The sequence below is a fragment of the Bifidobacterium sp. ESL0822 genome (assembly GCF_052606675.1).
Genome location: NZ_CP199596.1, coordinates 1,906,873 through 1,929,711 on the forward strand (window position 1 = coordinate 1,906,873; position 22,839 = coordinate 1,929,711).

Annotated in this window: 23 protein-coding genes and 1 tRNA gene; 20 read left to right on the forward strand and 4 right to left on the reverse strand. The window is 59.2% G+C overall.

Translation table 11 applies throughout. The annotated features are described in order from the left end of the window. Positions 1-248 precede the first annotated feature (248 nt). The gene (locus tag ACUIAF_RS07425) at positions 249-1,256 is read right to left on the reverse strand and encodes an aldo/keto reductase (protein ID WP_445338419.1); all 1,008 of its coding nucleotides are present in this window, start codon (positions 1,254-1,256) and stop codon (positions 249-251) included. Positions 1,257-1,566: 310 nt separating this feature from the next. Next, positions 1,567-2,094 carry a hypothetical protein gene (locus tag ACUIAF_RS07430; RefSeq protein ID WP_445338421.1) on the reverse strand — a complete coding sequence of 176 codons (528 nt, stop codon included), beginning with the start codon at positions 2,092-2,094 and terminating at the stop codon, positions 1,567-1,569. 754 nt (positions 2,095-2,848) lie between these two features. Between ACUIAF_RS07430 and ACUIAF_RS07435 the strand changes: the two genes are divergently transcribed. Together ACUIAF_RS07435 and ACUIAF_RS07440 are read left to right on the forward strand one after the other, a co-directional pair. Further along, positions 2,849-3,247, forward strand: a complete 399-nt coding sequence (locus tag ACUIAF_RS07435) for a hypothetical protein (protein WP_445338423.1) — start codon at positions 2,849-2,851, stop codon at positions 3,245-3,247. 125 nt (positions 3,248-3,372) lie between these two features. Then, positions 3,373-4,899: a DUF2130 domain-containing protein gene (locus ACUIAF_RS07440; protein WP_445338425.1), complete on the forward strand. Its 1,527-nt coding sequence runs from the start codon at positions 3,373-3,375 to the stop codon at positions 4,897-4,899. Positions 4,900-5,073: 174 nt separating this feature from the next. Here the strand turns inward: ACUIAF_RS07440 and ACUIAF_RS07445 are convergent. After that, positions 5,074-5,150: transfer RNA gene (locus tag ACUIAF_RS07445), tRNA-Met, on the reverse strand. A 95-nt stretch (positions 5,151-5,245) separates the two neighbouring features. Between ACUIAF_RS07445 and ACUIAF_RS07450 the strand changes: the two genes are divergently transcribed. The 15 genes from ACUIAF_RS07450 (at position 5,246) to ACUIAF_RS07520 (ending at position 18,528) form a co-directional block, all read left to right on the forward strand. Continuing rightward, the gene (locus ACUIAF_RS07450) at positions 5,246-6,292 is read left to right on the forward strand and encodes a homoserine O-succinyltransferase (RefSeq protein WP_445338427.1); all 1,047 of its coding nucleotides are present in this window, start codon (positions 5,246-5,248) and stop codon (positions 6,290-6,292) included. A gap of 191 nt (positions 6,293-6,483) precedes the next feature. After that, positions 6,484-7,299 carry a F0F1 ATP synthase subunit A gene (gene atpB, locus ACUIAF_RS07455; protein WP_015022487.1) on the forward strand — a complete coding sequence of 272 codons (816 nt, stop codon included), beginning with the start codon at positions 6,484-6,486 and terminating at the stop codon, positions 7,297-7,299. A 132-nt stretch (positions 7,300-7,431) separates the two neighbouring features. After that, entirely contained in the window at positions 7,432-7,659 is a 228-nt protein-coding gene (atpE, locus tag ACUIAF_RS07460; RefSeq protein ID WP_015022486.1) for an ATP synthase F0 subunit C, read from the forward strand. Positions 7,660-7,709: 50 nt separating this feature from the next. Next, positions 7,710-8,252 carry a F0F1 ATP synthase subunit B gene (locus ACUIAF_RS07465; protein WP_110417688.1) on the forward strand — a complete coding sequence of 181 codons (543 nt, stop codon included), beginning with the start codon at positions 7,710-7,712 and terminating at the stop codon, positions 8,250-8,252. A gap of 51 nt (positions 8,253-8,303) precedes the next feature. Further along, positions 8,304-9,131: a F0F1 ATP synthase subunit delta gene (locus ACUIAF_RS07470; RefSeq protein ID WP_110417687.1), complete on the forward strand. Its 828-nt coding sequence runs from the start codon at positions 8,304-8,306 to the stop codon at positions 9,129-9,131. Positions 9,132-9,177: 46 nt separating this feature from the next. Further along, positions 9,178-10,836 (forward strand): F0F1 ATP synthase subunit alpha, encoded by a 1,659-nt coding sequence (gene atpA / locus ACUIAF_RS07475; RefSeq protein WP_015022483.1) that lies wholly within the window; start codon positions 9,178-9,180, stop codon positions 10,834-10,836. Between the two features lie 3 nt (positions 10,837-10,839). Next, the gene (locus ACUIAF_RS07480) at positions 10,840-11,790 is read left to right on the forward strand and encodes a F0F1 ATP synthase subunit gamma (RefSeq protein ID WP_045935799.1); all 951 of its coding nucleotides are present in this window, start codon (positions 10,840-10,842) and stop codon (positions 11,788-11,790) included. 8 nt (positions 11,791-11,798) lie between these two features. Further along, on the forward strand, positions 11,799-13,283 hold the full coding sequence (atpD, locus tag ACUIAF_RS07485; protein ID WP_045935798.1) for a F0F1 ATP synthase subunit beta: 1,485 nt from the start codon (positions 11,799-11,801) through the stop codon (positions 13,281-13,283). 2 nt (positions 13,284-13,285) lie between these two features. After that, the gene (locus ACUIAF_RS07490; protein WP_046323383.1) at positions 13,286-13,582 is read left to right on the forward strand and encodes a F0F1 ATP synthase subunit epsilon; all 297 of its coding nucleotides are present in this window, start codon (positions 13,286-13,288) and stop codon (positions 13,580-13,582) included. A 91-nt stretch (positions 13,583-13,673) separates the two neighbouring features. After that, a complete protein-coding gene (gene nucS, locus ACUIAF_RS07495; RefSeq protein WP_445338428.1) occupies positions 13,674-14,477 on the forward strand; it encodes an endonuclease NucS in 804 nt (267 codons plus the stop codon). A gap of 225 nt (positions 14,478-14,702) precedes the next feature. Beyond that, the gene (gene nrdH, locus ACUIAF_RS07500) at positions 14,703-14,945 is read left to right on the forward strand and encodes a glutaredoxin-like protein NrdH (RefSeq protein WP_015022478.1); all 243 of its coding nucleotides are present in this window, start codon (positions 14,703-14,705) and stop codon (positions 14,943-14,945) included. Between the two features lie 405 nt (positions 14,946-15,350). Beyond that, positions 15,351-16,004, forward strand: coding sequence for an amino acid ABC transporter permease (locus ACUIAF_RS07505; RefSeq protein WP_110417682.1), 654 nt, complete (start codon positions 15,351-15,353; stop codon positions 16,002-16,004). Next, positions 15,991-16,665 carry an amino acid ABC transporter permease gene (locus ACUIAF_RS07510; protein ID WP_015022476.1) on the forward strand — a complete coding sequence of 225 codons (675 nt, stop codon included), beginning with the start codon at positions 15,991-15,993 and terminating at the stop codon, positions 16,663-16,665. The genes ACUIAF_RS07505 and ACUIAF_RS07510 overlap by 14 nt, the downstream gene beginning before the upstream one ends. Then, positions 16,658-17,533, forward strand: a complete 876-nt coding sequence (locus tag ACUIAF_RS07515; protein WP_445338431.1) for an amino acid ABC transporter ATP-binding protein — start codon at positions 16,658-16,660, stop codon at positions 17,531-17,533. Before ACUIAF_RS07510 ends, ACUIAF_RS07515 begins: the two co-directional genes overlap by 8 nt. Positions 17,534-17,631: 98 nt before the next feature. After that, entirely contained in the window at positions 17,632-18,528 is an 897-nt protein-coding gene (locus tag ACUIAF_RS07520; protein ID WP_415873467.1) for a cysteine ABC transporter substrate-binding protein, read from the forward strand. A gap of 94 nt (positions 18,529-18,622) precedes the next feature. Here the strand turns inward: ACUIAF_RS07520 and ACUIAF_RS07525 are convergent, their stop codons facing one another. Further along, positions 18,623-19,558 carry an FKBP-type peptidyl-prolyl cis-trans isomerase gene (locus ACUIAF_RS07525; protein ID WP_445338432.1) on the reverse strand — a complete coding sequence of 312 codons (936 nt, stop codon included), beginning with the start codon at positions 19,556-19,558 and terminating at the stop codon, positions 18,623-18,625. Between the two features lie 82 nt (positions 19,559-19,640). Between ACUIAF_RS07525 and ACUIAF_RS07530 the strand changes: the two genes are divergently transcribed. The 3 genes from ACUIAF_RS07530 to ACUIAF_RS07540 all read left to right on the forward strand — a co-directional run bounded on the left by ACUIAF_RS07530 (position 19,641) and on the right by ACUIAF_RS07540 (position 22,810). Then, complete coding sequence (locus ACUIAF_RS07530; RefSeq protein WP_445338434.1) at positions 19,641-20,699, forward strand: hypothetical protein; 1,059 nt, start codon at positions 19,641-19,643, stop codon at positions 20,697-20,699. 2 nt (positions 20,700-20,701) lie between these two features. Then, entirely contained in the window at positions 20,702-21,727 is a 1,026-nt protein-coding gene (locus ACUIAF_RS07535; RefSeq protein ID WP_110417678.1) for a hypothetical protein, read from the forward strand. Positions 21,728-21,844: 117 nt separating this feature from the next. After that, the gene (locus ACUIAF_RS07540) at positions 21,845-22,810 is read left to right on the forward strand and encodes a co-chaperone YbbN (protein ID WP_015022470.1); all 966 of its coding nucleotides are present in this window, start codon (positions 21,845-21,847) and stop codon (positions 22,808-22,810) included. The last annotated feature ends 29 nt before the right edge of the window (positions 22,811-22,839 follow it).

Below are 22,839 nucleotides of genomic sequence, written 5' to 3' on the forward strand. Positions count from 1 at the left end.
CAGGAGGCCTACGACGAGTACTACAACAAAGTGAACCCTCAAGTAAGCAAATGATTGAGCTGTTAGTACCTCACAGAAAGCATCCAACGGTTGAGGTGGACGATCCCTTAGCGGGGCATCCGTCCCGTGCTTGGCCTACTGATGTCAGTTCTGCAGCGCCTCTGATCTCCGCACGACTGGGAAAGTCGGCCTCGGAGTGTCTGCTGTAGAAAGTCCTGATGCGTGGGTGGAGGTGGTGGTTGATGGTGTCAATTCTCCTCCGCGTCCAGCAGTACTACACCCTGGGGCGGATTGCTGTCGATGGCTCCCACGGTCTCATGTGGCAGGTAGGGCTCCTCCATGGATGCGATCTCCTCAGGCGTCAGCTCCAAATCCAGCGCAGCCACTGCGTCGTCAAGATGCCGGGCCTTGGTGGCTCCGATGATTGGTGAGGCAACGCCTTTGGCCCACTGCCAGGCTATGGCTACCCGGGCCATGGGAACATTGTGTCGTTCTGCCACTTTTTGCACGCGGCCGATGATGGCCAGGTCATTGTCTTCGGCCCGGTCGTACTTGCCGCGCGAGACCTTGTCGGTGGCGCTGCGCAGGGAGTCGGCGGTCCAGGTGGGCCGTGTCAGATGGCCGGCAGCCAGAGGGCTGTAAGGCATGAGTGAGACGCCCGTCTTTCTGCAGAAGGGGATCAGGTCCTTCTCGTCCTCCCGGTAGAGCAGGTTGTAGTGGTTCTCCATGGCGCTGAAGGGGGTCCAGCCGTTGTCTTGGGCGACTTTCTGCATGTCCTGAAATTGGCCGGCATACATGGCCGAGGCACCCAGCGCTCGCACCTTGCCGACCTGGACCAGATCGTTCAGCGCTTCCATGGTCTCCTCGATTGGCGTTTCATAGTCGAACCTGTGGATGATGTAGAGGTCCAGGTAGTCGGTGCCAAGTCGCTTGAGCGTCCCATCAATCTCCCGATGGATGGCCTTGGATGAAAGTCGCCCCTCATTGAAATAGACCTTGGATGCAATGACCACCCGGTCGCGGCTTGTATGCTTTCTCAGCGCCTTTCCCAGATATTCCTCACTGGTCCCGGCGGAGTAGCCGTTGGCCGTATCGAAGAAGGTGATGCCCAGATCCAGTGCGTGCGCAACGACCGCGTCGGTTCCTTCTTCGTCCAGTGTCCAGTCGTGCATGGTGCCTGGTTTGCCGAAGCTCATGCATCCCACGCAGATCTTCGATATGTTGATGCCTGTTTTTCCCAGTTGTGTGTATTGCATGATGAGCCCCCTTGGCCTTCCTTGGTGCGGATGCAATCATGCTAGCAAGTTCGAGTCGGTGGAAGTCTACTTACGAGATAGTCGCGGTGTTTAAATCACTGAGCGGAAGATGTTCTATGTTTGATGGACGCTGAAGCCTACTCTGATGTGCTCCGAGCCAGTTCAATTTGAAAATTACATTTGTGCATTATTGATATCAACCATGTTGATGTACTTCCATTAAAGTTCAAGCGAGCTTTTCAAAATGCACGTTAAAAAGAGTAATGGAAGTACATCGTTGAACTTCTACAGTGCTTCGGTCATTGCTGCATCATTCAATAGCCCTTGACCATAAAGACAGATATACGGGAATGTTCCCGCTTATGGATAGCTTAGTTCCATTAAGCGAGGAAGTACTCTGGTCAATGGACAAAGTGGATTTGAATTCCTTCACCAGGGTATAGATTCCACGGTATAACCAATAGATATGATGATTTTCAGGACAGACGTAATAAGAGAATAAGTGCACTCTGCTTTCTGCAATTGTATCCAAATAGGGAAGAGACTGACTAATGAAATAGCTGGTTTTAGAAGTATCGGGATTATTGGAAGTGGAGGAACAAACTGTATTGTCCTTTCCTGGGAACAGCACAAAACATGTCTCGTTTTTAGCCGGACCATGTATTCGCCAAACTACATCACACATACCAGAATCATAAAGTGGTGATTCATTCGTAATTAACTTGTCGGCCTCTTTGTTTTCAGTCATGAAATCGATAGCAAGCGACGGCTTTGTATAAGGCTGATTAATGGGTGGCACATTTATTTCCACTTGTGCATCGACGGAGAGTAGTTGCATCGCTTTGCCCCTTCTTTATCATTATGATTTACTGCATTCATTCGAGTGTTTTTGTAGCATCACTATGAATCATCGTGATGGTGCAACGCTGCCAATTCAATTATATCGTATCTATATCGCTCGGGAACGCATGATAACGGTGTCTGAATATTTATATTATTAAGCTTAAGTGAGCTACTGCTGTTTTCGTCTAGGGTTCATTATCCATCAACCATGGGTTCGATGCGTATTTCCGACGCTCAGGCGATCTTGATAGCGATTTAAAAGATGTGCATCTACCAAGAAGTGGTTTTATAGGAAAAACCGCTTCGAAATTAAAGATCAGCTCAGCAGTCACGCGATCAGTCAATATCAAAAAGGCTAGAGCGAAGAAAACTCCTAAAGCTCTACCTATGTCGATGGTCCAGCATGCCAGACTCGCGAAAGCATATGCTGCTCTTTTCAGGATGAGTTTGTAGGCGCAATGCAATGTGCGGGCTGAGGGTACTGTATCGACCAGACACCTACAAGAGCCACGGCAAGTGGGCCCAGAGTATTTTCCTTTGCATGGTGTTTTATGGTGACACTGGTGAAAATGCCGGGGACCCAAGCGCACCCGGTTGGAAATCAGGTAGTAGGCACAAACCCATCTCCCAGTCTCATGGATGTGGCCTGAGCAATGCCTTCGGACTAATTGCCGACTGCGCATGCCATTATTTCCCGCTGATACAATTAACGTAAAAGTTGAAGTTAACCTTTAATGAGGAAGGCTCACGTGGCAAGTGGAAACGATATGAGCTGTGCTGCTTTTTCGCATTTGTCGCGTTTCAAGCGTTCGCATTATCCGTATTCCGATAGGTACCTTAGCGAGGTGCAGAATTCGCCGGATACGCATGCAAGAACAAAAAAACAGCATATGGTGCAGTGGTTTGCAGATAATGCAACCCATGGATTGGGCGCCTATTCCCGGCAGAGGCCGAATAACAGTGCTAAAAATTGTTATAACAAATTGGAGAACACTGCGTCGCTGCTGTGGATTGCCGAGGCGGCTGGCCTTGAAGAGTCCGTCGTAGCAGCAGCTTTTGAGGCTGCAAGGCAGGCGGGAGACCATCGCCGAGCTTGCGGCGCAATCCGCAGGATCGTCACCTGGTCCATGATTATTGAATCCTTGTAATGGCATTAACGTAAATCAAATATAGTTTTAATAAGTGTCTAAGTGTCGTAGGTACTCGGCTTTCAGTGGAGACTGTTTAGAGCAAGGGTAGTTTTTTACACAGGTTCGTAAAGAAAGGGTTGCATATGCCCGAGATTATTTGTCCCAAATGCGGAACCGCATTCACCATTGACGAGGCCGGATATGCCGATATCCTGAAGCAGGTTCGTGACAAGGACTTTGACAGGCAGCTTCATGAACGGCTTGAGCAGGCCAAAAGGGAGAATAGCAAGATCCGCGAACTTGACCAGGCGCAGGCCGAGCAAACCCTGCAAAAGACCAAAAGTGCAAAGGATGCCCAGATACAGGAGCTGCAGGCAAAGCTGGAATCCGAGCAAGCCGCTAAGAAACTGGCTGTTTCGGAAGCCTTGAGGAAGGTCGAGAAGGAGAAAGACGATCTGAGTGCCAAGCTGGACAAGGCCGAGTCGGAGAAGCAACGGGCGCTCGATCTGGCAGAGGCCAATTCGAAAAGCGAGCTGCAGAAGGCGGCTGCGGACAAAGATGCCGAGATCGTCAAATTGCAGAATCAACTGGATGCTTTTGATTTGCAGAAGAAGCAGGAGCTTGCCCAGGCTCTGGGTCCGGTGGAGAAGGAGAGGGATGATTTCAAGGGCAGGCTTGAGAGGCTGCAGCTTCAGAAGGAGTCGGAGGAGAAGCTCTCCAAGGAGCAGCTGAAGTCGCAGCTGCAGGAGGTCGTCGCGGACAAGGATTCCGAGATAGCGGAGCTGAGGAGCAGTCTGGACAAGGCGGAGCTGCAGAGCAAGGTCGAGGCCAGGTCCCTCAAGGAGCGTTATGAGGTCCAGATCCAGGATCGCGACGAGCAGATTGAGCGGCTGCGTGATCTGAAGGCGAAGCTGTCCACCAAGATGGTGGGGGAGACGCTTGAGCAGCATTGCCAGATCGAATTCAACAAGCTGCGGTCCACGGCCTTCCCCAATGCCTACTTCGAGAAGGACAACGATGCCAGGACGGGCAGCAAGGGCGACTTCATCTTCCGCGACGAGGATGATTCCGGCACGGAGATCGTGTCCATCATGTTCGAGATGAAGAATGAGACGGACACCACCTCCACCAAGCACAAGAACGAGGACTTTTTCAAGGAGCTCGACAAGGACAGGCGGGAGAAGCACTGCGAGTACGCCATCATGGTCTCCCTGCTGGAGCCTGACAGCGACCTGTACAACACGGGTATCGTGGATGTCTCCTATCGCTACCCGAAAATGTATGTCGTACGTCCACAGTTCTTCATACCGATAATCACCCTGCTTCGTGATGCCGCCAAGAACTCTTTGCAATACAAGAACGAACTTGAAGAGTTGAAGGCACAGAACATCGATATAACGCATTTTGAGGACGAGTTGGAGTCTTTCAAGAGTGCTTTTGGCCGCAATTATGATATCGCCTCGAAAAAGTTCAAGACCGCAGTGGAGGAGATTGACAAATCCATCAACCACCTGAACAAGATCAAGGATGCCCTGCTGGGCTCCGAGAACCAGCTTCGTCTGGCCAACAACAAGGCGCAGGACGTGACCATACGAAGACTGACCAGAAACAATGAGACCATGAAGGCCAAGTTCGACGAAGTAAAGAAGTCCAAAGCCATAGGAGACTGAGACCAGGAACGGTGCAGCCATGTGAGGGGTTGGATGCAGACGGTTTCTCCGATTTTGCAGTAGGGATGTCCAACCATAACTGGCTGCACCATGTCAGTAACTGTTCTGATCTTCCGCGAATATGCTGAGATAGAAAAACAAAAGACTCGGAATCCAAACGGTTCCGAGCCTTACTGGTAGCGGGGTCAGGATTTGAACCTGAGACCTCTGGGTTATGAGCCCAGCGAGCTACCGAACTGCTCCACCCCGCGTCGGCTGTTCAACACAGCAATTATCTATGTTACGGATTCCAGCGCACTTGTCAAGTCCGTGTGTGGGAAGGCCTACGCTGGGCCATAATGGAATCATGCCTATCACCATCCCCACTGGATTGCCAGCCAGATCCATCCTCGATTCGGAGCGCATCTTCGCCCTGGAAAGCCACGAGGCGGAGCGCCAGGAGATGCGTCCGCTCAGGCTGGTCATCCTCAACCTGATGCCTACCAAGGTGGAGACCGAGACACAGTTGCTGCGGCTGATCTCCAAGTCACCGCTTCAGGTGGAGATTGACTTCATGAAGACTTCCACCCATCAGGCCGCGCACACCAGCATGGATCACCTGGTTAAGTTCTACGAGAATCTGGATTCCTTCAAGGACAACTGTTATGACGGTCTTGTCGTGACGGGCGCGCCGGTGGAGCAAATGGACTTCGAGCAGGTCGACTACTGGGAGGAGCTGACCCGCATTTTGGATTGGGCGTCTACCCACGTCTTCTCCACTATGTATCTGTGCTGGGGGGCCATGGCCGGGCTCTACTACCGCCACGGCATCGCCAAGCGCAACCTGGATCGCAAGGTCTTCGGGGTCTTTCCTCAGTATCTGCAGGACGAGTACTGCTTCATCACCAACGGCTTCGACGAGATCGCCCTGCAACCCCACTCCCGCTGGGCCGGGATGGACGAGGACCAGGTGCGGGCCTGTCCTGATCTGCAGGTGCTGACCTGGGGTCCCCAGTCGGGTTCAGGGCTTATCTGCACCCAGGATTTCTCGGAGATCTTCGTGCTGGGCCACTGGGAGTACGACCGTGACACACTGGCCCACGAGTATCAGCGTGACATGGCCAAGGGCCTGGATCAGGTGCCTTTTCCGGTCAACTACTATCCTCACGACGATCCGACATTGGAGCCGGTCTTCTCCTGGCGGGCCCACGCCAACCTGCTCTGGCGCAACTGGTTGAACTGGGTATACGAGACCACCCCTTATGATCTGGACCAGGTGCCGACTCTACGGGCGGCGGGTCAACTAGGCACCGACCGATCCATCAGACACACTCCTGGATGTCCACGCGCTGATGGGTATCGTCCCTTGTCTGGTGACGGGTACGGGCTTATTCCCGGCGTTGTTAATAGTTAATGACGTTTGGATTAAATTCGTTATCAACCTGTCCACACCGCGGGGCGGATTCGACGTGTGGCCACTATCTGTGACACACTGGATGAATCCATGGTTACCGTGGCTCTTGGTGTGGGCTACACTACCCATACGGTGCAGCCATGAGTCGCGTGCGCGCTATAGTGTTCACTGTGTCGTTCAGGAGGCGATAGATGCTAGAGGCAATGGGAAGTGAAGCTTTCAGTCTGGCCATGGCCAAGCCGAGCGAGCTACCCACCATCGAAGATTTCCTGCCTCCTGAGATTCTTTTCCAGGGAACGCCCTTTGCCATGAACCGGATCATCCTGATCAGGTTCGTGGCCATGGTCATTATCCTTCTGGTGCTGGGAATCACGGCGGCAAGGGCCAAGCTGATTCCCTCCCGCTGGCAGGGGGCCATCGAGTGGGTCATTGAGTTCATCCGTGACTCGGTCGTCTATGACACCCTGGGCGAAATTCGTGGCAAGCGCTACGTGCCCATGATCACGACAATTTTCTTGACCATCCTGGTCTTCAATCTCTGTGGCATCGTGCCAGGCATGAACATAGCGGCCACGGCCACTATCACCATGCCTCTGGTCTTCGCCATCTGGACTTTCTGCCAGTACATGGTAACGGGATTCCGGGAGCAGGGCGTCTGGGGCTACTTCAAGTCGGAGCTCTTCCCAGCGGGTGTGCCATGGCCTCTCTATATTATTCTGACGCCCATCCAGTTGCTGGAGATGGTCATCGTCAAGCCGGCCTCCCTGACCATCCGACTCTTCGCCAACATGATCGCCGGCCATCTGCTGGTGGCGGTCAGTCTGGCCTTCACCCAGTTCTACATCATCGAGGCCAGCAACAAGCTCTTGGCCCTGGCTGGCGTGGGCTGGTTCGTTCTGGGCTTCGCCCTGACAGCCTTTGAAATTTTCGTGGCGGCCCTTCAGGCCTATATCTTCGCCATCCTGACCACGGTTTACATCTCCATGAGTTACCCTGAAGAAGGTTGAGCGAAAAGTAAAAAGCCGCGGTCGGCGCTTCAGGCGGTCGCAGCCCACATATTCGTCGGTTCCGACCGGTAGACGGGGGTCGGGGCCGAACCACAATCCAAGAACCGGCAACGGTGGAGGAAAGGAAAATAAATGGACATCATCACACTTGCTGAGGTCTCCGGCAATCTGAGCATCCTGGGATACGGCATTGCAGCTCTCGGCCCCGCGCTGGGTCTGGGCATCGCCGTCGGCAAGACCGTTGAGAGCATGGCTCGCCAGCCTGAGATCAGCGGACAGCTGCGCACCACCATGTTCATCGGCCTGGCTCTGATCGAGGTGCTGGCCCTGCTGGGCTTTGTGGCACTCTTCATCGCCTGAGCCGTGTGATTCTTGCATGATCCGGCTTCGATAAAGGAAAGGAGGAGCCAATGTACGCTCTAGCGGTAGGCAAAGGGATCAAGCTGTTTATTCCTCCGATTTACGACATCTTCTGGTCGCTGGTCATCCTGGTCATCCTGGCCGTCTTCTTCTACAAGTTCTTCATGCCCAAGTTCCAGGCCATCTTCGATGAGCGCTCGTCCAAGATCGAGGGCAACATCCAGAAGGCCGCCAAGGCTCGTGAAGAGGCGGATCAGGCCCGTAAGCAGTATCAGGATCAGCTGGGCAAGGCTCGTGTTGAGGCTTCCCAGATCCGGGATGACGCCCGCGCCGAGGCCTCCAGGATCGTGGCCGATGCCAGGACCCGGGCAGAGACTGAGGCCAACCAGATCACCGAGAACGCCCAGAGATCCCTCAAGTCCCAGCAGCAGCAGGCGCTGGTCTCGCTCAAGGGCGAGGTGGGCACGCTGGCTACGGCTCTTGCCGGTAAAATTCTGGGCTCGCAGCTTCAGGATGATGCCGTGCAGTCCTCCATGATCGACTCGATCATTGCGGACCAGGGTGGCCAGTCCTCGGACAAGCGGCAGGCATGATGACTGATTGGCGGACGATGGGTACGTTGATTCCGCGAAAGGGGAGGTGACATGCGAGGAGAGACTTCGCTGAGCTCCGACAAGGAGACCAGGGCCAAGTATGCCCCTTTGCTCAAGAGCAAGGGGAAGGATGCCCTCCGCGTGGCCATGGAGCTCTATACCTTCGTGACCCTGCTCGATGCCAACAGGCCCCTGGAGCGTGCGCTGACCGACCCTTCCCGTCCGGCTGAGGACAAGTGGCGGGTGATCGACACCATCCTGGCCGACAAAGCCGATCCGCTGACCGTAGACATCCTCCATGACCTGACCAATCATCAGTGGAGCCGTGTAGTGCACATCGCCAATGCGGCCGAGGATATGTCCGTGGATGCCACCGCCTATTACGGCGATGCTTTGGGCATCACCAACCAGGTAGCCGGCGAGCTGGCTGAGATTCACTCGGCCCTGCTCGGGATGCCTCTGGTGCTCTTCCGGCTCTCGGACGAATACAGCGATTCAAGGGCTCGAGCCGAGTTGCTCAGGGCTCTCCTGGCTGGGCAGCATATGCATCCGGTCACCGAGCAGATGGCCCTGAATGCCACCATCGATCTGCGTGGACGTCGCTTCCCTGACACCATCGTTTGGCTGGTGGATCGTTTCTCGGAACACATGGACCAGGTCATGGTCACCGTCACCACGGCGGTCTCCATGAAGGACGAGCAGATCAGCCGCCTGCAGGAGGTCTACGGGCGCAAGCTGGGCAAGCCGGTCCACATCAACTCGGTGGTTGACCCCTCGGTCATAGGCGGCATGAAGGTCCAGTACGGCTCGGTCTCCACCGACGGCACGGTGGCCACCCAGCTCAAGCACCTGAAGCGGCGGATGGCCGTGGCAGGATGAGCGGAGAACCGACAGACTTGAACAAGAACAGAAATAAGGAGTGATCATGGCAGAAATGACCATTGATCCCGCCGTGGTGCGCAAGGCGCTCGACCAGTTCGTCGAGTCCTACAAGCCGACGGACACCCCCACCCAGGAGGTGGGCTACGTTCGTACGGCCGGTGACGGCATTGCGCATGTGGAGGGACTGCCTGGTTGCATGGCCAACGAGCTGCTGACTTTCGAAGACGGCACGCTGGGACTGGCCTTCAACCTGGACGCCCGAGAGATTGGCGTGGTCATCCTGGGCGACTTCGCAGGTGTCGAAGAGGGCCAGGAAGTCCACAGGACCGGTGAGGTGCTTTCAGTGCCCGTCGGCGACGGCTATCTGGGGCGTACGGTCAACCCTCTGGGCGAGCCCATTGACGGCCTGGGCGAAATCAAGAGCGAGGGCCGCAGAATCCTGGAGGCTCAGGCCCCCGATGTCATGCACCGGCATCCCGTCGACGAGCCGCTGGCCACCGGCATCAAGGCCATCGACGCCATGACACCCATCGGACGCGGTCAGCGTCAGCTGATCATCGGCGACCGTCAGACCGGCAAGACGGCCATCGCCATCGATACCATCATCAATCAGAAGCGCAACTGGGAGTCCGGAGACCCCAAGAAGCAGGTGCGGTGCATCTATGTGGCCATCGGCCAGAAGGGCACCACCATCGCCTCGGTCCGTTCCTCTCTGGAAGAGGCCGGCGCCATGGAGTACACCACCATCGTGGCCTCCCCGGCTTCCGACTCCGCAGGCTTCAAGTACATTGCCCCCTACACCGGTTCGGCCATCGGCCAGCACTGGATGTACGGCGGCAAGCACGTCCTGATCGTCTTCGACGACCTGAGCAAGCAGGCCGAGGCCTACCGGTCCATCTCCCTGCTGCTGCGCCGTCCGCCGGGGCGTGAGGCTTACCCAGGCGACGTCTTCTACCTGCATTCGCGTCTGCTGGAGCGTTGCGCGAAGCTCTCCGATGACCTGGGCGGCGGATCTATGACCGGTCTGCCCATCATCGAGACCAAGGCCAACGACGTTTCGGCCTACATTCCGACCAACGTGATCTCCATCACCGACGGCCAGATCTTCCTGCAGTCCGATCTGTTCAACGCCAACCAGCGTCCCGCCGTGGACGTGGGCATCTCGGTCTCCCGCGTGGGCGGTGCCGCACAGACCAAGGCTCTGAAGAAGGTCTCCTCAACCCTGAAGATCTCCCTGGCCCAGTACCGCTCCCTGCAGTCCTTCGCCATGTTCGCCTCGGATCTGGATGCCGCCTCCAAGGCACAGCTGACCCGTGGCGCCAGGCTGACCGAGCTGCTCAAGCAGCCCCAGTTCACGCCCTACTCCATGGAGAAGCAGGTCGTCTCGGTCTGGGTGGGCACCCATGGCAAGCTGGATGATCTGGACCTGGAGGACGTGCTGCCCTTCGAGTCAGGGCTCCTGGACTACCTGGACCACAACACCGACATCCTCAAGACCATCCGTGACACGGAGGACTTCACCGACGACACCGAGAAGGCCCTGGACAAGGCCGTTGACGAGTTCGCCAAGACCTTCGTGACCCACAAGGGCCAGACCCTGGACGGTCACAAGGCCGATCAGGATCAGGAGCAGCCGGTGGACGTCCAGCAGGAGAAGCTGGTGGCCGATGGCAAGAGCGGCAGCAAGGCCGGGAAGCGGTAGACCATGGCCTCACAACTCGCATTCAAGTCAAGGATCGCCTCCACTTCGGCATTGGAGAAGATCTTCAATGCCCAGGAGATGATAGCCTCCTCGCATATCGCCAAGGCCAGGACCGTGGCCCTGGAAGCGAAGCCTTACTCCGATGCGATCTTCGATGCAGTCCAGGCCCTGGTGGCCCACACGGACGACATCCGCCATCCCATTGTCAGGAAGGACGAGAAGAACCCGCGCGTGGCTGTGCTGGCGCTGACGGCCGACCGTGGCATGGCCGGGGCCTACACCTCCTCGGTCATCCGCGAGACGGAGTCCCTGCTGGCCCGACTGGATCAGCAGGGCCGACAGCCCCAGCTCTTCGTCTACGGTCGTCGCGGCGTCTCTTACTACCGCTACCGCAACCGCAGCATAGTCAAGACATGGGAGGGCGACAGCGATCGGCCCGGCGTGGATGTGGCCAGGGAGATCTCCCAGGCACTGCTGGAAACCTATATGACTCCAGCGGCCAAGGGGGGCGTCTCCGAGCTCTACATCGTCTACACCGAATTCATCAACATGGTGGTGCAGAAGGTCCGGGTGCTGCGCATGCTGCCTCTGGAGCTGATCAGGCCGGACCAGGAGCAGCCTGAGGAGGCCATTGATGCCCCCGTGCCGGACGACGAACATGGGCGCCAGGGTGACCGCTATGCGGCCCTCTACGACTTTGAGCCCAACTCCCAGGAGGTGCTGGATGCCGTCCTGCCCAAGTACATTCAGTCGCGCATCCATGAATGCCTGCTCACTTCGGCCGCCTCGGAGACAGCCAGCAGGCAGAACGCCATGCACACCGCCACTGATAACGCCAAGGGGCTGATCGACGACCTGACCCGCAGGCTCAATGCCAGCCGCCAGGCGGCCATCACGCAGGAACTTACCGAGATCGTCGGCAGCGCCGATGCGCTCAACAAAGAGGAAGAGTAGGAACGCCAATGGTTGCACAGCAAGAACAGCCGACCACAGCGAGCCGCAAGCCGGATTCGGCCTCCATGGGGCGCGTCACCCGAGTCCAGGGTTCGGTCATCGATGTGGAGTTCCCGGCAGGTCACCTGCCGGACATCTACAATGCCCTGACCGTGAATCTGAGCCAGTCCTCGAACACCGAGGGCGAGTCGCTGACCACCATCATGCTGGAGGTGGAGCAGCACCTGGGCGATTCCACGGTTCGCACCGTGGCTTTGAAGCCCACCGACGGCCTGGTCCGCGGCGCCACCGTCACCGATACGGGCGGGCCCATCATGGTGCCCGTGGGTGACGTGACCAAGGGGCACGTCTTCGACGTGGCCGGCAACATCCTCAACAAGAAGGAGGGTGAGCAGATCAAGGTCACCGAGCGGTGGCCCATCCACCGCAACCCGCCTGCTTTCGACCAACTGGAGTCCAAGACCCAGATGTTCGAAACCGGCATCAAGGTCATCGACCTGCTTACCCCCTATGTGGAGGGTGGCAAGATCGGCCTGTTCGGAGGCGCAGGCGTGGGCAAGACCGTGCTCATCCAGGAGATGATCCAGCGCGTGGCGCAGAACCACGGCGGCGTCTCCGTCTTCGCTGGTGTGGGCGAACGCACCCGTGAGGGCAACGACCTGATCGGTGAGATGGACGAGGCCGGCGTGCTGGAGAAGACCGCACTGGTCTTCGGCCAGATGGACGAGCCCCCGGGGACCCGTCTGCGCGTGCCTCTGACCGCCCTGACCATGTCGGAGTATTTCCGCGACGTGGAGAACCAGGATGTGTTGCTCTTCATCGACAACATCTTCCGGTTCACCCAGGCCGGCTCCGAGGTCTCCACCCTGTTGGGCCGCATGCCCTCGGCCGTGGGCTACCAGCCCAATCTGGCCGACGAGATGGGCGCCCTGCAGGAGAGGATCACCTCCACCAGGGGCCACTCCATCACCTCCCTGCAGGCCATCTACGTGCCGGCCGATGATTACACCGACCCGGCTCCTGCGACCACCTTCGCCCACTTGGACGCCACCACCGAGCTCAGCCGTGACATCGCCTCCCAGGGCATCTACCCGGCTGTGGATCCGCTGGCGTCCACCTCCAGGATTCTGGACCCACGCTACGTGGGACAGGCCCACTACGACTGCGCCAACCGTGTCAAGGCCATCCTGCAGAGGAACAAGGAGCTCCAGGACATCATCGCTCTGATCGGCATCGACGAGCTGGGCGAGGAGGACAAGACCACCGTCAACCGCGCCCGCAAGATCGAGCAGTTCCTGGGCCAGAACTTCTATGTGGCCGAAAAGTTCACCGGTCGCAAGGGCTCCTACGTGCCTGCGGACGAGACCATCGAGGCCTTCACCCGCATCTGCGACGGCGCCTATGACGACGTGCCCGAGCAGGCTTTCTCCGGCATCGGCGGCATCGACGATCTTGAGCACAAGTGGCACGACATGCAGAAGGAATACCGGTAGTCATGGCGGACACAGGCAAGGCCTCCATGCAGGTCAACATCGTCTCGGCGGACAGGCCGATCTGGTCGGGCCAGGCGCGGTCGGTCACCGTGCCCGGCACCCAGGGGTCCATGGGCATCATGCCCGACCACGAGCCGGTGCTGGCCCTGCTGCAGGAGGGCAACATCCGGGTTCAGGCCACCGATGGCGGTCGTCAGTCCTTCCATGTGGACAGCGGATTCGCCTCTTTCGACAGCAATAAGCTGACTGTGGCCGTGGATCACTACCTGGAGGATGCTGATCAGGGTCAAAAGTCCTGATTTCCTCTCTCTCTTCCGCCCGGCTGGTGCACTTGCATCGGCCGGGCTTTTTTCTGCTTCGCCCGGAACTGCGACTGATATATTGGCATCTGTGCGAATCATTGTTTCCGACTGCTCCGCCGAATACTCCGGGCGTCTCAATGCCAGCCTGCCGCCGGCCAGACGTGTCCTGCTGATCAAGGCTGACATGAGCTGCCTGATTTTCTCGGAGCTGGGCTCCTACAAGCCCCTGAACTGGATGTGCGCCCCCTGTACCATCAGGGAGATCGAACCCGAGGAGGCAAGCCAGGGCGGCGCGGGCGTCAAGGCTGGTTCCGTGGCTGGGGCCGGGCCGGACGAGGTAGCCAAAGCTGCCGCGCCCGATGCGCTGATCGCCCAGGAGCAGGATCAGGACCAGGATCGGCCTGTCCGTAAGGTTCTGCGTGTTTCGGCCGTGAAATCCAGCGACGTGCTGACCATCAGGCTTTACCAGGTCTATGCCGACGACAGCTATGACCTTGGAGTGGACCCCGGATTGGACAAGGACGGTGTGGAAGCACACCTGCAGCGCTATCTGGCTGAACAGATCGACCGGATCGGCCCGGGAGCCACCCTGGTGCGCCGGGAGTATCCCACGCCCATCGGCCCGGTGGACATCATGGCCTTGGACGGCCAGGGACGGCATGTAGCCATCGAGATTAAGCGGCATGGCGGCATTGACGGGGTGGAACAGCTGACCCGCTACTGCCGCCTGCTCAACCGCGACCCCTTGCTGGCCCCGGTCCGCGGGATCTTCGCGGCCCAGACCATCACCCCCCAGGCCAGGGTTCTTGCCGAGGACAGAGGATTCGAGTGCCTGATCCTGGACTACGAGGCCATGAAGGGCGCTGACAGCGACGAACTGACCCTCTTCTAGCCAGTTTTCGGTCTTAAATAACATGTATGTAAGATAGCTCACATATATCCTCTCTTAGGCCTGAAAGACTTGAAAGGCTACTAGATATTGGGGTTGGTGGCCTGACACGCCACTACAGGTGGTATTGTGCCAGCGCCTGGGAGTGTGTAGAGTGCAATCATCAGGTTCCGAGCAGAGGGCTATAGAGCTCGGAACATCACGGCTGCATTTAAGGGAGAGGCGATCATGTCCATCACGGTCTACACCAAGGCGCACTGTCCCCAGTGTGATGCCACCAAGCGTCAGCTGACCAAGCAGGGGCTGGAGTTCGAGCAGGTGGATTTGACCGAGGATCAGACCTTGATCGACCAGTTCATCGCCCAGGGATTCAAGCAGACCCCAATCGTAGTCACTGACCAGGAGACGTGGAGCGGGTATCGCCCCGATCTGATCAGGAAGGTAGCACAGAGCGCCAAGGTTTTTGCCTGATCAAAGCACTCGGAGCCCGGTTCACGAATATGTGAATCGGGCTTTTTTGATGGCTTGGTGAGCAGTCGGGTTCATAAAAACCCGGTGCGCGCCTACAAGTTTTCGGCAGGTACGATCTGCAGGTGTCGGTCAGCCTTGCCGACCTGGGCCATCTCGTTCGTACCGTCCAGTTGCTGTATGAATTGCCGGCAGCCCGGAAGGCTTCAGCATGATTGCGAATCGCCGTCCAGGTTGCTGTGAGAGCGGATGATAACGCGGTATCCGGTATTCGTATATCCAAAAGCAGAGAAAAGCGGCTCGTCTTCTCTAGGATTGTCGACCATGTGCCACAGTCAGCGGGAAGCGGGCGAGAAGCAGTGAAGAGGAAACGATGAACAGGACGCGAGCAAGTAGGGAGGTGAGGGCATGAATTGGACCTTCATGGCGCAGAATCTGCACTTCTTCGTCAACGCGGCCTATGTAACTGTCTTCATCTCCTTCTTTGGCGTGGTGTTTTCCATGCTGATCGGGCTGGTCTGTGCCGGGCTGGAGGTCTTCAGGATCCCCCTGCTCTCGCAGGTGGCCAGGATATACATCGAGCTGTCAAGAAACACCCCGCTCCTGGTTCAGCTCTACTTTCTCTATTTCGGGTTGCCCAAGCTTGGGGTCAACTGGAGCGCCCAGACCTGCGCCATCGTCGGGCTGGCCTTCCTGGGTGGCTCCTACATGGCCGAGGCCATGCGTGGCGGGCTGGAAGCGGTGCCTCAGGTGCAGATCGAGTCAGCCCGCGTCCTGGGATTCACGCGAGCTCAGACCCTGTCCAGGATCGTGTTGCCCCAGGCCCTGAGCAGCGCCATACCGGGCGTGGTGGCCAACATCATCTTCCTTATCAAGGAATCCTCGGTGGTCTCGGCCATAGCTCTGGCCGATGTCATGTATGTCACCAAGGATCTGATGGGCACCTCCTACGACACCTACGAGTCGCTGACCCTGCTCATCGTCACCTATCTGGTCATCCTGCTGCCCATCTCCGTCATCGGCACCGTTCTTGAACGGAGGTTCGACTATGCACGGCGTTGAGGTGCTCTTCCAGCCAGGGGTCATGCCCAGGCTCTTCCAGGGTCTCTGGGTGACCGTCTGGATAGCCGGCGTCTCGGTCCTGCTCTCCCTGCCCCTGGGGTTGGTGGTCGGATGGCTGATGACCCTGCGCAACCCCCTGATTCGCTTCCTGATGAGGATCTATCTGGACTTCATCCGCATCATGCCCCAGCTGGCTCTGCTCTTCATCGCCTTCTACGGGCTGTCCAGGGCATGGAACCTGAATCTGGATGCCACCGGCGCCTGCCTGCTGGTCTTTGTGCTCTGGGGCGGGGCCGAGCTGGGCGATCTGGTTCGCGGGGCCCTGGAGTCCATTCCCCGCACCCAGGTGGAGTCGGCCTACGTGCTGGGACTGGGGTCCTGGCAGACCTTCTCCAGGATCATCCTTCCCCAGGCCCTGCGCCGGCTGTTGCCGGCAAGCGTCAACCTGGCCACCAGGATTGTCAAGACCACCTCCCTGGCCGCCCTGCTGGGCGTCATCGAGGTCATCAAGGTCGGTCAGCAGATCATCGACGCCAACCGTTTCGCCTATCCCCAGGCGACCCTCTGGATCTACGGGGTGATCTTCTTCATGTATTTCTTCATCTGCTGGCCCCTGTCCCTGGTGGCCCGGCATCTGGAAAAGAGGTGGGCCCATGACTGAGGGGCAAACGACGGCGAACCAGCCACAGGACAAAGAGGAGGAGCGGGCGGTGCTGACCGTCGAGCATCTGGTCAAGCAGTATCCGCAGGCGCAGAGCCCTGTGCTCAATGACATCTCCTTCCAGGTGCCCAAGGGCAAGGTCTTTGTGGTCCTGGGACCCTCTGGCTCAGGCAAGTCCACCCTGCTGCGGACCATTGCCGGACTGGAGCCCATACAGGGCGGCCGGATCCTTCTGGACGGTCAAGTGGTGGAGACCGGTCACCCCCTGGGCGAGCACAGGGGAGGTGCTGGAGGCCTGATGTCGGGCAGCCGCAGCTCCGACCTGCGTACCAGGATCGGTATGGTCTTTCAGAGCTACGACCTCTTCCCCAACAGGACCGTGCTGGACAACGTGACCCTGGCGCCCGTCCTGGTCCAGAAGCGCAAGCGGGACCAGGCACGTCAGGAGGCACTGGAGCTGCTGGATCGGGTGGGTCTGGCCGACCGCCGGGATGCCTGGCCCAGCCAGCTTTCGGGAGGTCAGCGGCAAAGGGTGGCCATCTGCCGGGCCCTCATCCTCCACCCCGAGATCATGCTCTTCGACGAGGTGACCGCGGCTCTGGACCCTGAGATGGTACGCGAGGTCCTCCAGGTCATTCTGGAGTTGGCCGACCAGGGGCTGACCATGATGATCGTCACCCACGAGATGGCCTTCGCCAGGGGCATCGCCGACCACATCGTCCTTCTTGATGGAGGCGCCTTGGTTGAGCAGTCCGACGACCCGGAGGCCTTCTTCACCCACCCGGCCACTGACCGGGCGCAGCGCTTCCTGTCCACCTTCACCTACGAGCGCAGGCGGGATCAGGACCAGGATCAGGAGTCCCAATGAGGACTGCGCATATTCGTCCGGCGGCCTTCGCCGGAACCGTCCCCAGGGGCGGCCATAGGAAAGAGAACAGGAAAAGAGGGATCATGACCGCAAGGGTAATGAACCGATTGATACGGACGGCGCTGGCCACGGGGGCGACGATTGCGATGATGGCTTCCATGGCGGCCTGCGGCCCTTCGGCGGCCACCCCCAGTGACGCTGGAAGCGGCTCGGCAAGCAGTTCCGGCTCTTCGGCGGCATCCGGGTCCGCGCGCACCCCGGAGCAGATCACCAAGTCCGGCAAGCTCAAGGTGGCGGTCTTCACCGACAAGGCCCCCTTCGGCTACGTGGACAAGGACGGCAAGAACCAGGGCTACGACGTGGTCCTGGCCGAGCGCCTGGCCAAGGACCTGGGCGTCAAGCCCGAATACACATCGGTGGATCCGGCCGCCCGGGTGGACGTGCTGTCCAGCAACAAGGTGGACGTGGTTCTGGCCAATTTCACCGTCACCGATGATCGCGCTCGCAAGGTGGACTTCGCCAAGCCCTATATGAAGGTCTTCCTGGGCGTGGTCTCCCCGGATTCGGCGCCGATCAAAGATGTCAAGGAGCTGAACGGCAAGACCCTGATCATCGCCAAGGGGACCACGGCTGAGCCCTACTTCGAGCAGCACTACCCGGAAGTCAAGCTGCAGAAGTATGACCAGTACGCCGATGCCTACAACGCTCTGCTGGACCACCGCGGCGATGCCATGAGCACCGACAACACCGAGGTGCTGGCATGGGCCAAGGCCAACAAGGGCTTCTCGGTGGGCATCACCAAGCTTGGGGACGAGGCGGTCATCGCCCCGGCCGTGCGCAAGGGGAACAAGCCCCTGCTGGACTACATCAACAAGGAGCTGGTCAAGCTGGGCCAGGAGCGGTTCTTCCATGAGGACTACCGCAAGACCCTGGAGCCGGTCTACGGCAGCGCGGCCAACCCCGACGAGATTGTGGTCGAGGGCGGCAAGGACTGACCCGACCGTCTGGTTTATGACAGGGGCCCGTACCCATCCGAATGCGACTGGATGGATGCGGGCCCCTGTCTGTCTGAGTTGTGGGATTGCCGGATCAGTAGGCGGCCAGTATATCGACCACGAAAATCAGGGTCGAATTGGCTGGGATGCTCTGCTGTTTCTGGCTGCCGTAGCCCAGCTCGGGCGGAATGACCAGAAGGACCTGAGAGCCTACCGTCTGGCCGGCCAGACCCTGCTGCCAGCCCTTGACCACCTGATCCAGGCTGAAGTCGCTGGCCTGCCCCCGGTCCCAGGAGGAGTCGAACTGCTTGCCGTCGGATGCCAGCCAGCCGGTATAGTTGGCGCTGACGCTCTGATGTTCGCCGACCTTGGCCCCCTCGCCCTTGATCAGGGTCTGGACGACCAGTCCTCCCTTGGGCTGGTAGCCGTTGAGGTCCAGGGAGGGCTTGCCCTTGTCGTCAAGGCTTATCTTGGGCAGGTCGCTGGGCAGGTCGGTCACCTTCTGACCCTGGGCACGGGTCAGGTTCTTGGACCGGGAGACGAAGGTCAGGGCCATGATATAGGAGTCGGTCGCCTGGCTGCTGCCGGAGCCCGACTCATCTATGCCCACGGCCACGGTGGAGTTGACCTTGAGGCCCTTGAAGGTGTCATAGTAGGCCGGGATGGCTTTCTTGCTGACGACGATGGAGCACTCCGGGCTGCTTTTGTCCCAGGTGGAGTTGATCACCTTGCCGGTCTTGGCGTCCAGGGCCAGGCTCCTTGTGCATACGCGATCCCCATCGCGGATGACCTCGCCATTGCCCTCCTGGATGACCTGATGGGTCTGGTTCTCGACCTTAAAAGGCGTCTTGAAGCTGATGTCGGGCTTGCTGCCGGGTTTGCCACTGGCTGATACGCCCTGCATGGTGTCGCCCGAGTGCCCGCCTCCGTCGGCTTTACCGCTACAGGCCGACAGTCCAAGACATAGAGTCAGAGCGGTTATGGCGCCCAACAGACGCTTGCTGCCTGATTTTCTTGCGATGATGGTCATGGAAGACCAGTTTAGGGCTTATGGGTGATTTCCCGGTGCTGGAAACCATCTCATAGGGTGCCGACGGTAGAATGTCGATAATATGGAGCAAGTACCCGAGGAAAAAGATGAGATGACGCGGCCTGACAAGCCATCGCGTCACAGCATGATCATGCGCGGCATCGTCACCCCCATCTTCGGGCTGCTGGCTGTAACGGCCATTGTGCTGGGTATTCTCAACGGTACGGTCTGGAAGCCTTCGGCTCATGTTGATGCGCATGCGCGTACGAAGGCAGCCTACGTAGTGACCGATCCAGGTGTGCTTCCCCTGGTGGACAACAGAGTGACCATGCGTGTGGATGCGGCGTCGACTGGAACCGCCGCGGCCGCAGATCGGAATTCGCAGAAGCCTACCGTCTGTATGGCCCTGACCACTGCCAAGGATGCGGCTGGTTGGACAGCCGGACATGATGTGGCCCGGGTGCGCGGTCTGGATGATTGGCAGACCCTGTCCGTCGGCAGGGACACCAGCCCTGGCAAGGCCGTCAAAAGTGATCCGGGCGTGGCTTTTCAGGATTCGGACATGTGGAAGCAGGTCACCTGCTCCGACAGCAGCGTTTCCATGTCCCTGAAGACCGATGATCCGCAGGCAGTTCTGCTGGTGGCAGTTTCCCAGGGTTCCCCCTCCCTTGGGCTGGAGATGCTTTGGGAGCGGGACAAGCTGCCCAACTTCGCCATGCCTTTCTACTTCGCCGGCGGGCTTCTGGCCCTGCTGGCCGTTCTTTCAGCCACGGTCTTCGCCATGGATCCGGTCAAGCGCCGCAAACAAACCGAACCTGAACAGGAGACTGAGGAGCCTCCTGAGGTCAGTGTGATCCAGGCCCTGGGCAGCGCCATTCTGCCTGGTCTCGGAAATCGGCATAGTCCGGCTTCAGGGCGACGTCTTCGTCACGCTCGTGGCCAGGCGCGGCAGGGGGATCCAGGACCCCCGCCCAGGCCGCCGGTGGTGATTGATCCGCGCAACCGGAATCTGGTCGCTGACCAACAGGAAGATGGCGATCGGAGAGCCGACGATGAGTCGTCCACCAGGGTCATCAGCAGTCAGGAGATGGCCTCCTACCTGGCCAGGCTTGCCCACGAGGGGGAGGAGGAGCGCCCATGAGTATGAACAAGCCGATGAACAGGGTAGGGGTTGCAGCGGCACTGGCCTTGTCCCTGGTCCTTTTGCCGGGGCTGTCCGCCTGCGAAGGGCAGGTTCCGCAAACCAGCCGGACCGAACCTCAGAGCACTGCAACCACAGCTCCCGCGCCCAACCTGACCCCGGCCCAGGAAGCCCGTATCCGTAAGAACATCGGAGCTGTTCTGGATCAGGCCAACGAGGCCAAAGACCCGGCCGGGTTGGACCAGCGGGTCAGCGGCCCCCAGTTGGAGATCCGCACCAGCGAGCTGACCATAGCCCGGGCCACCGGGCAGTTGGATCCCAAGACGACCATCCCCACCACCATCGCCCAGACGGTCATTCCCGGCGATCCGGGCTGGCCACGTTCGGTTTTCTCGATTACCACCACCACACAGGATCAGCAGTCCAAGCGCCTCCTGGTTCTGGACCAGGAGTCCGCCCATGAGAACTACAAGCTCTGGGGTGTGGCACGGCTCTTCCAAGGAGCCCAGCTGCCCAAGTTCCCGGTGGCCACCATCGGTGCCAGGATGGGGCAGGGCGACGATCAGGGTCTCAAGGCCACGCCGGTGGAGGCCGTGCGCCGCTATGCCGACCTCCTGCAGAATCCCCAGGGCAGCAAGTATGCCAAAGAGTTCGCCCAGGATGACTTCCGCAATTCCCTGGGTACGCTGACTCAGGTGGTCCAGCAGGGGATTCAAGCCAACAAGGGCAGCCAGTCGCAGACCTTCACGCCGGCGCAGGGACAGCTGCGGGTCATGCACTCCTCCGATGGAGGCGACCTGGTTGTGGCCCGGATCGATTCGGTTTGGATCAGGCAGGCGGGTGAGGGCCGCGAGTCCTCGCCCGCATCGGATGCCGAGAAGGCCCTCTTTGGACAGGGCAAGCCCACCAGCACCATGAAGGTCACCTATGTCAACGTGATCGCCCTCTACGTGCCCTCGGCGGACTCGCATGAGCCCATCAGGGCCGTGGGCGCCGAGCGTGAGCCCATTAAGGTGGAAGCGGTCTGAACGGCGGGATTGCGCTGGGTGAAAGCCCGGACTTTAGACTAGATTGGCTTCCAGGAGTTTGCATTCGAGGGCGGACCGAAGCTGCAGTCGGCGGCCGCCAGGTTAAGGAGGACTGACATGGCGAACAAAAACGGGCAGGGGCAGCCGGGCGTCTCGCTGGCAGGAGCAGTCGACCTGGGCGCACTCAAGCACCAGGTTGATGCCGAGCCAGGCCAGCAGGGAGGGGCGCCCGCTGCCGGCGGCTACGTTATCGATACAACCGAGGCCAGTTTCCAGGCCATGGTTCAGACCTCTGCCACCTTCCCCATTCTGATTCTGCTCTGGGTACCCACCGATGACCGCCTCTTCCCCCTGGCTACACGCCTGGCCCAGGCCGTCAACGCCCTGGAGGGGCGCATTCAGCTCTCCCGTATCGACATCGCGACCAATCCGCAGATCGCCCAGACCTTCCAGGTGCAGGATGCCCCGGCCCTCTTTGCCCTGTTGGCCGGCAGGCCCATGCCCATCCTGCAAGGACTGCCCACCGATGAGGAAATGAACCAGATCACCGATCAGCTCATCCCACAGGTGGTCCAGATGGCGCAGAAGGCCGGCATCACCGGCAGCGCCCCCTACCAGGAGACCAACGACCAGGCACAGGACCAGCAGGCTGGTCAGGCAGCGGCCGATGCCATCCCGCCTGCCCATCAAGAGGCCCACCGGCTGGCCCAGGAGGGCGACTATGCAGCTGCAGCCAAGGCTTACGGCAAGCTGGTCCAGGCAGATTCGACCGACGATCTGGCCAAGCGTGAACAGGCCAAGTGCCTGCTGATGGCCCGGTCAGCCCAGGCCGATGTTCGCAAGGTTCGTCAGGCGGCTGCCGATGCCCCTGACGACTTGCAGGCTCAGTTGGATGTGGCCGATGTGGACATGATCGGCGGCCAGATCCAGGACGCCTTCGATCGCCTGCTCGATTTTCTGGCCGGGCATCGGGATCAGACCGATCCCATCCGCCGCCGTCTGCTGGAGTACTTCGTCATTCCTGAACCGACCGATCCTCGGCTGGCCAAGGCCCGTCGTCGTCTGTCCACGCTGATGTACTGATCAGGCTACCGGGTACTGGCATTGGCCGG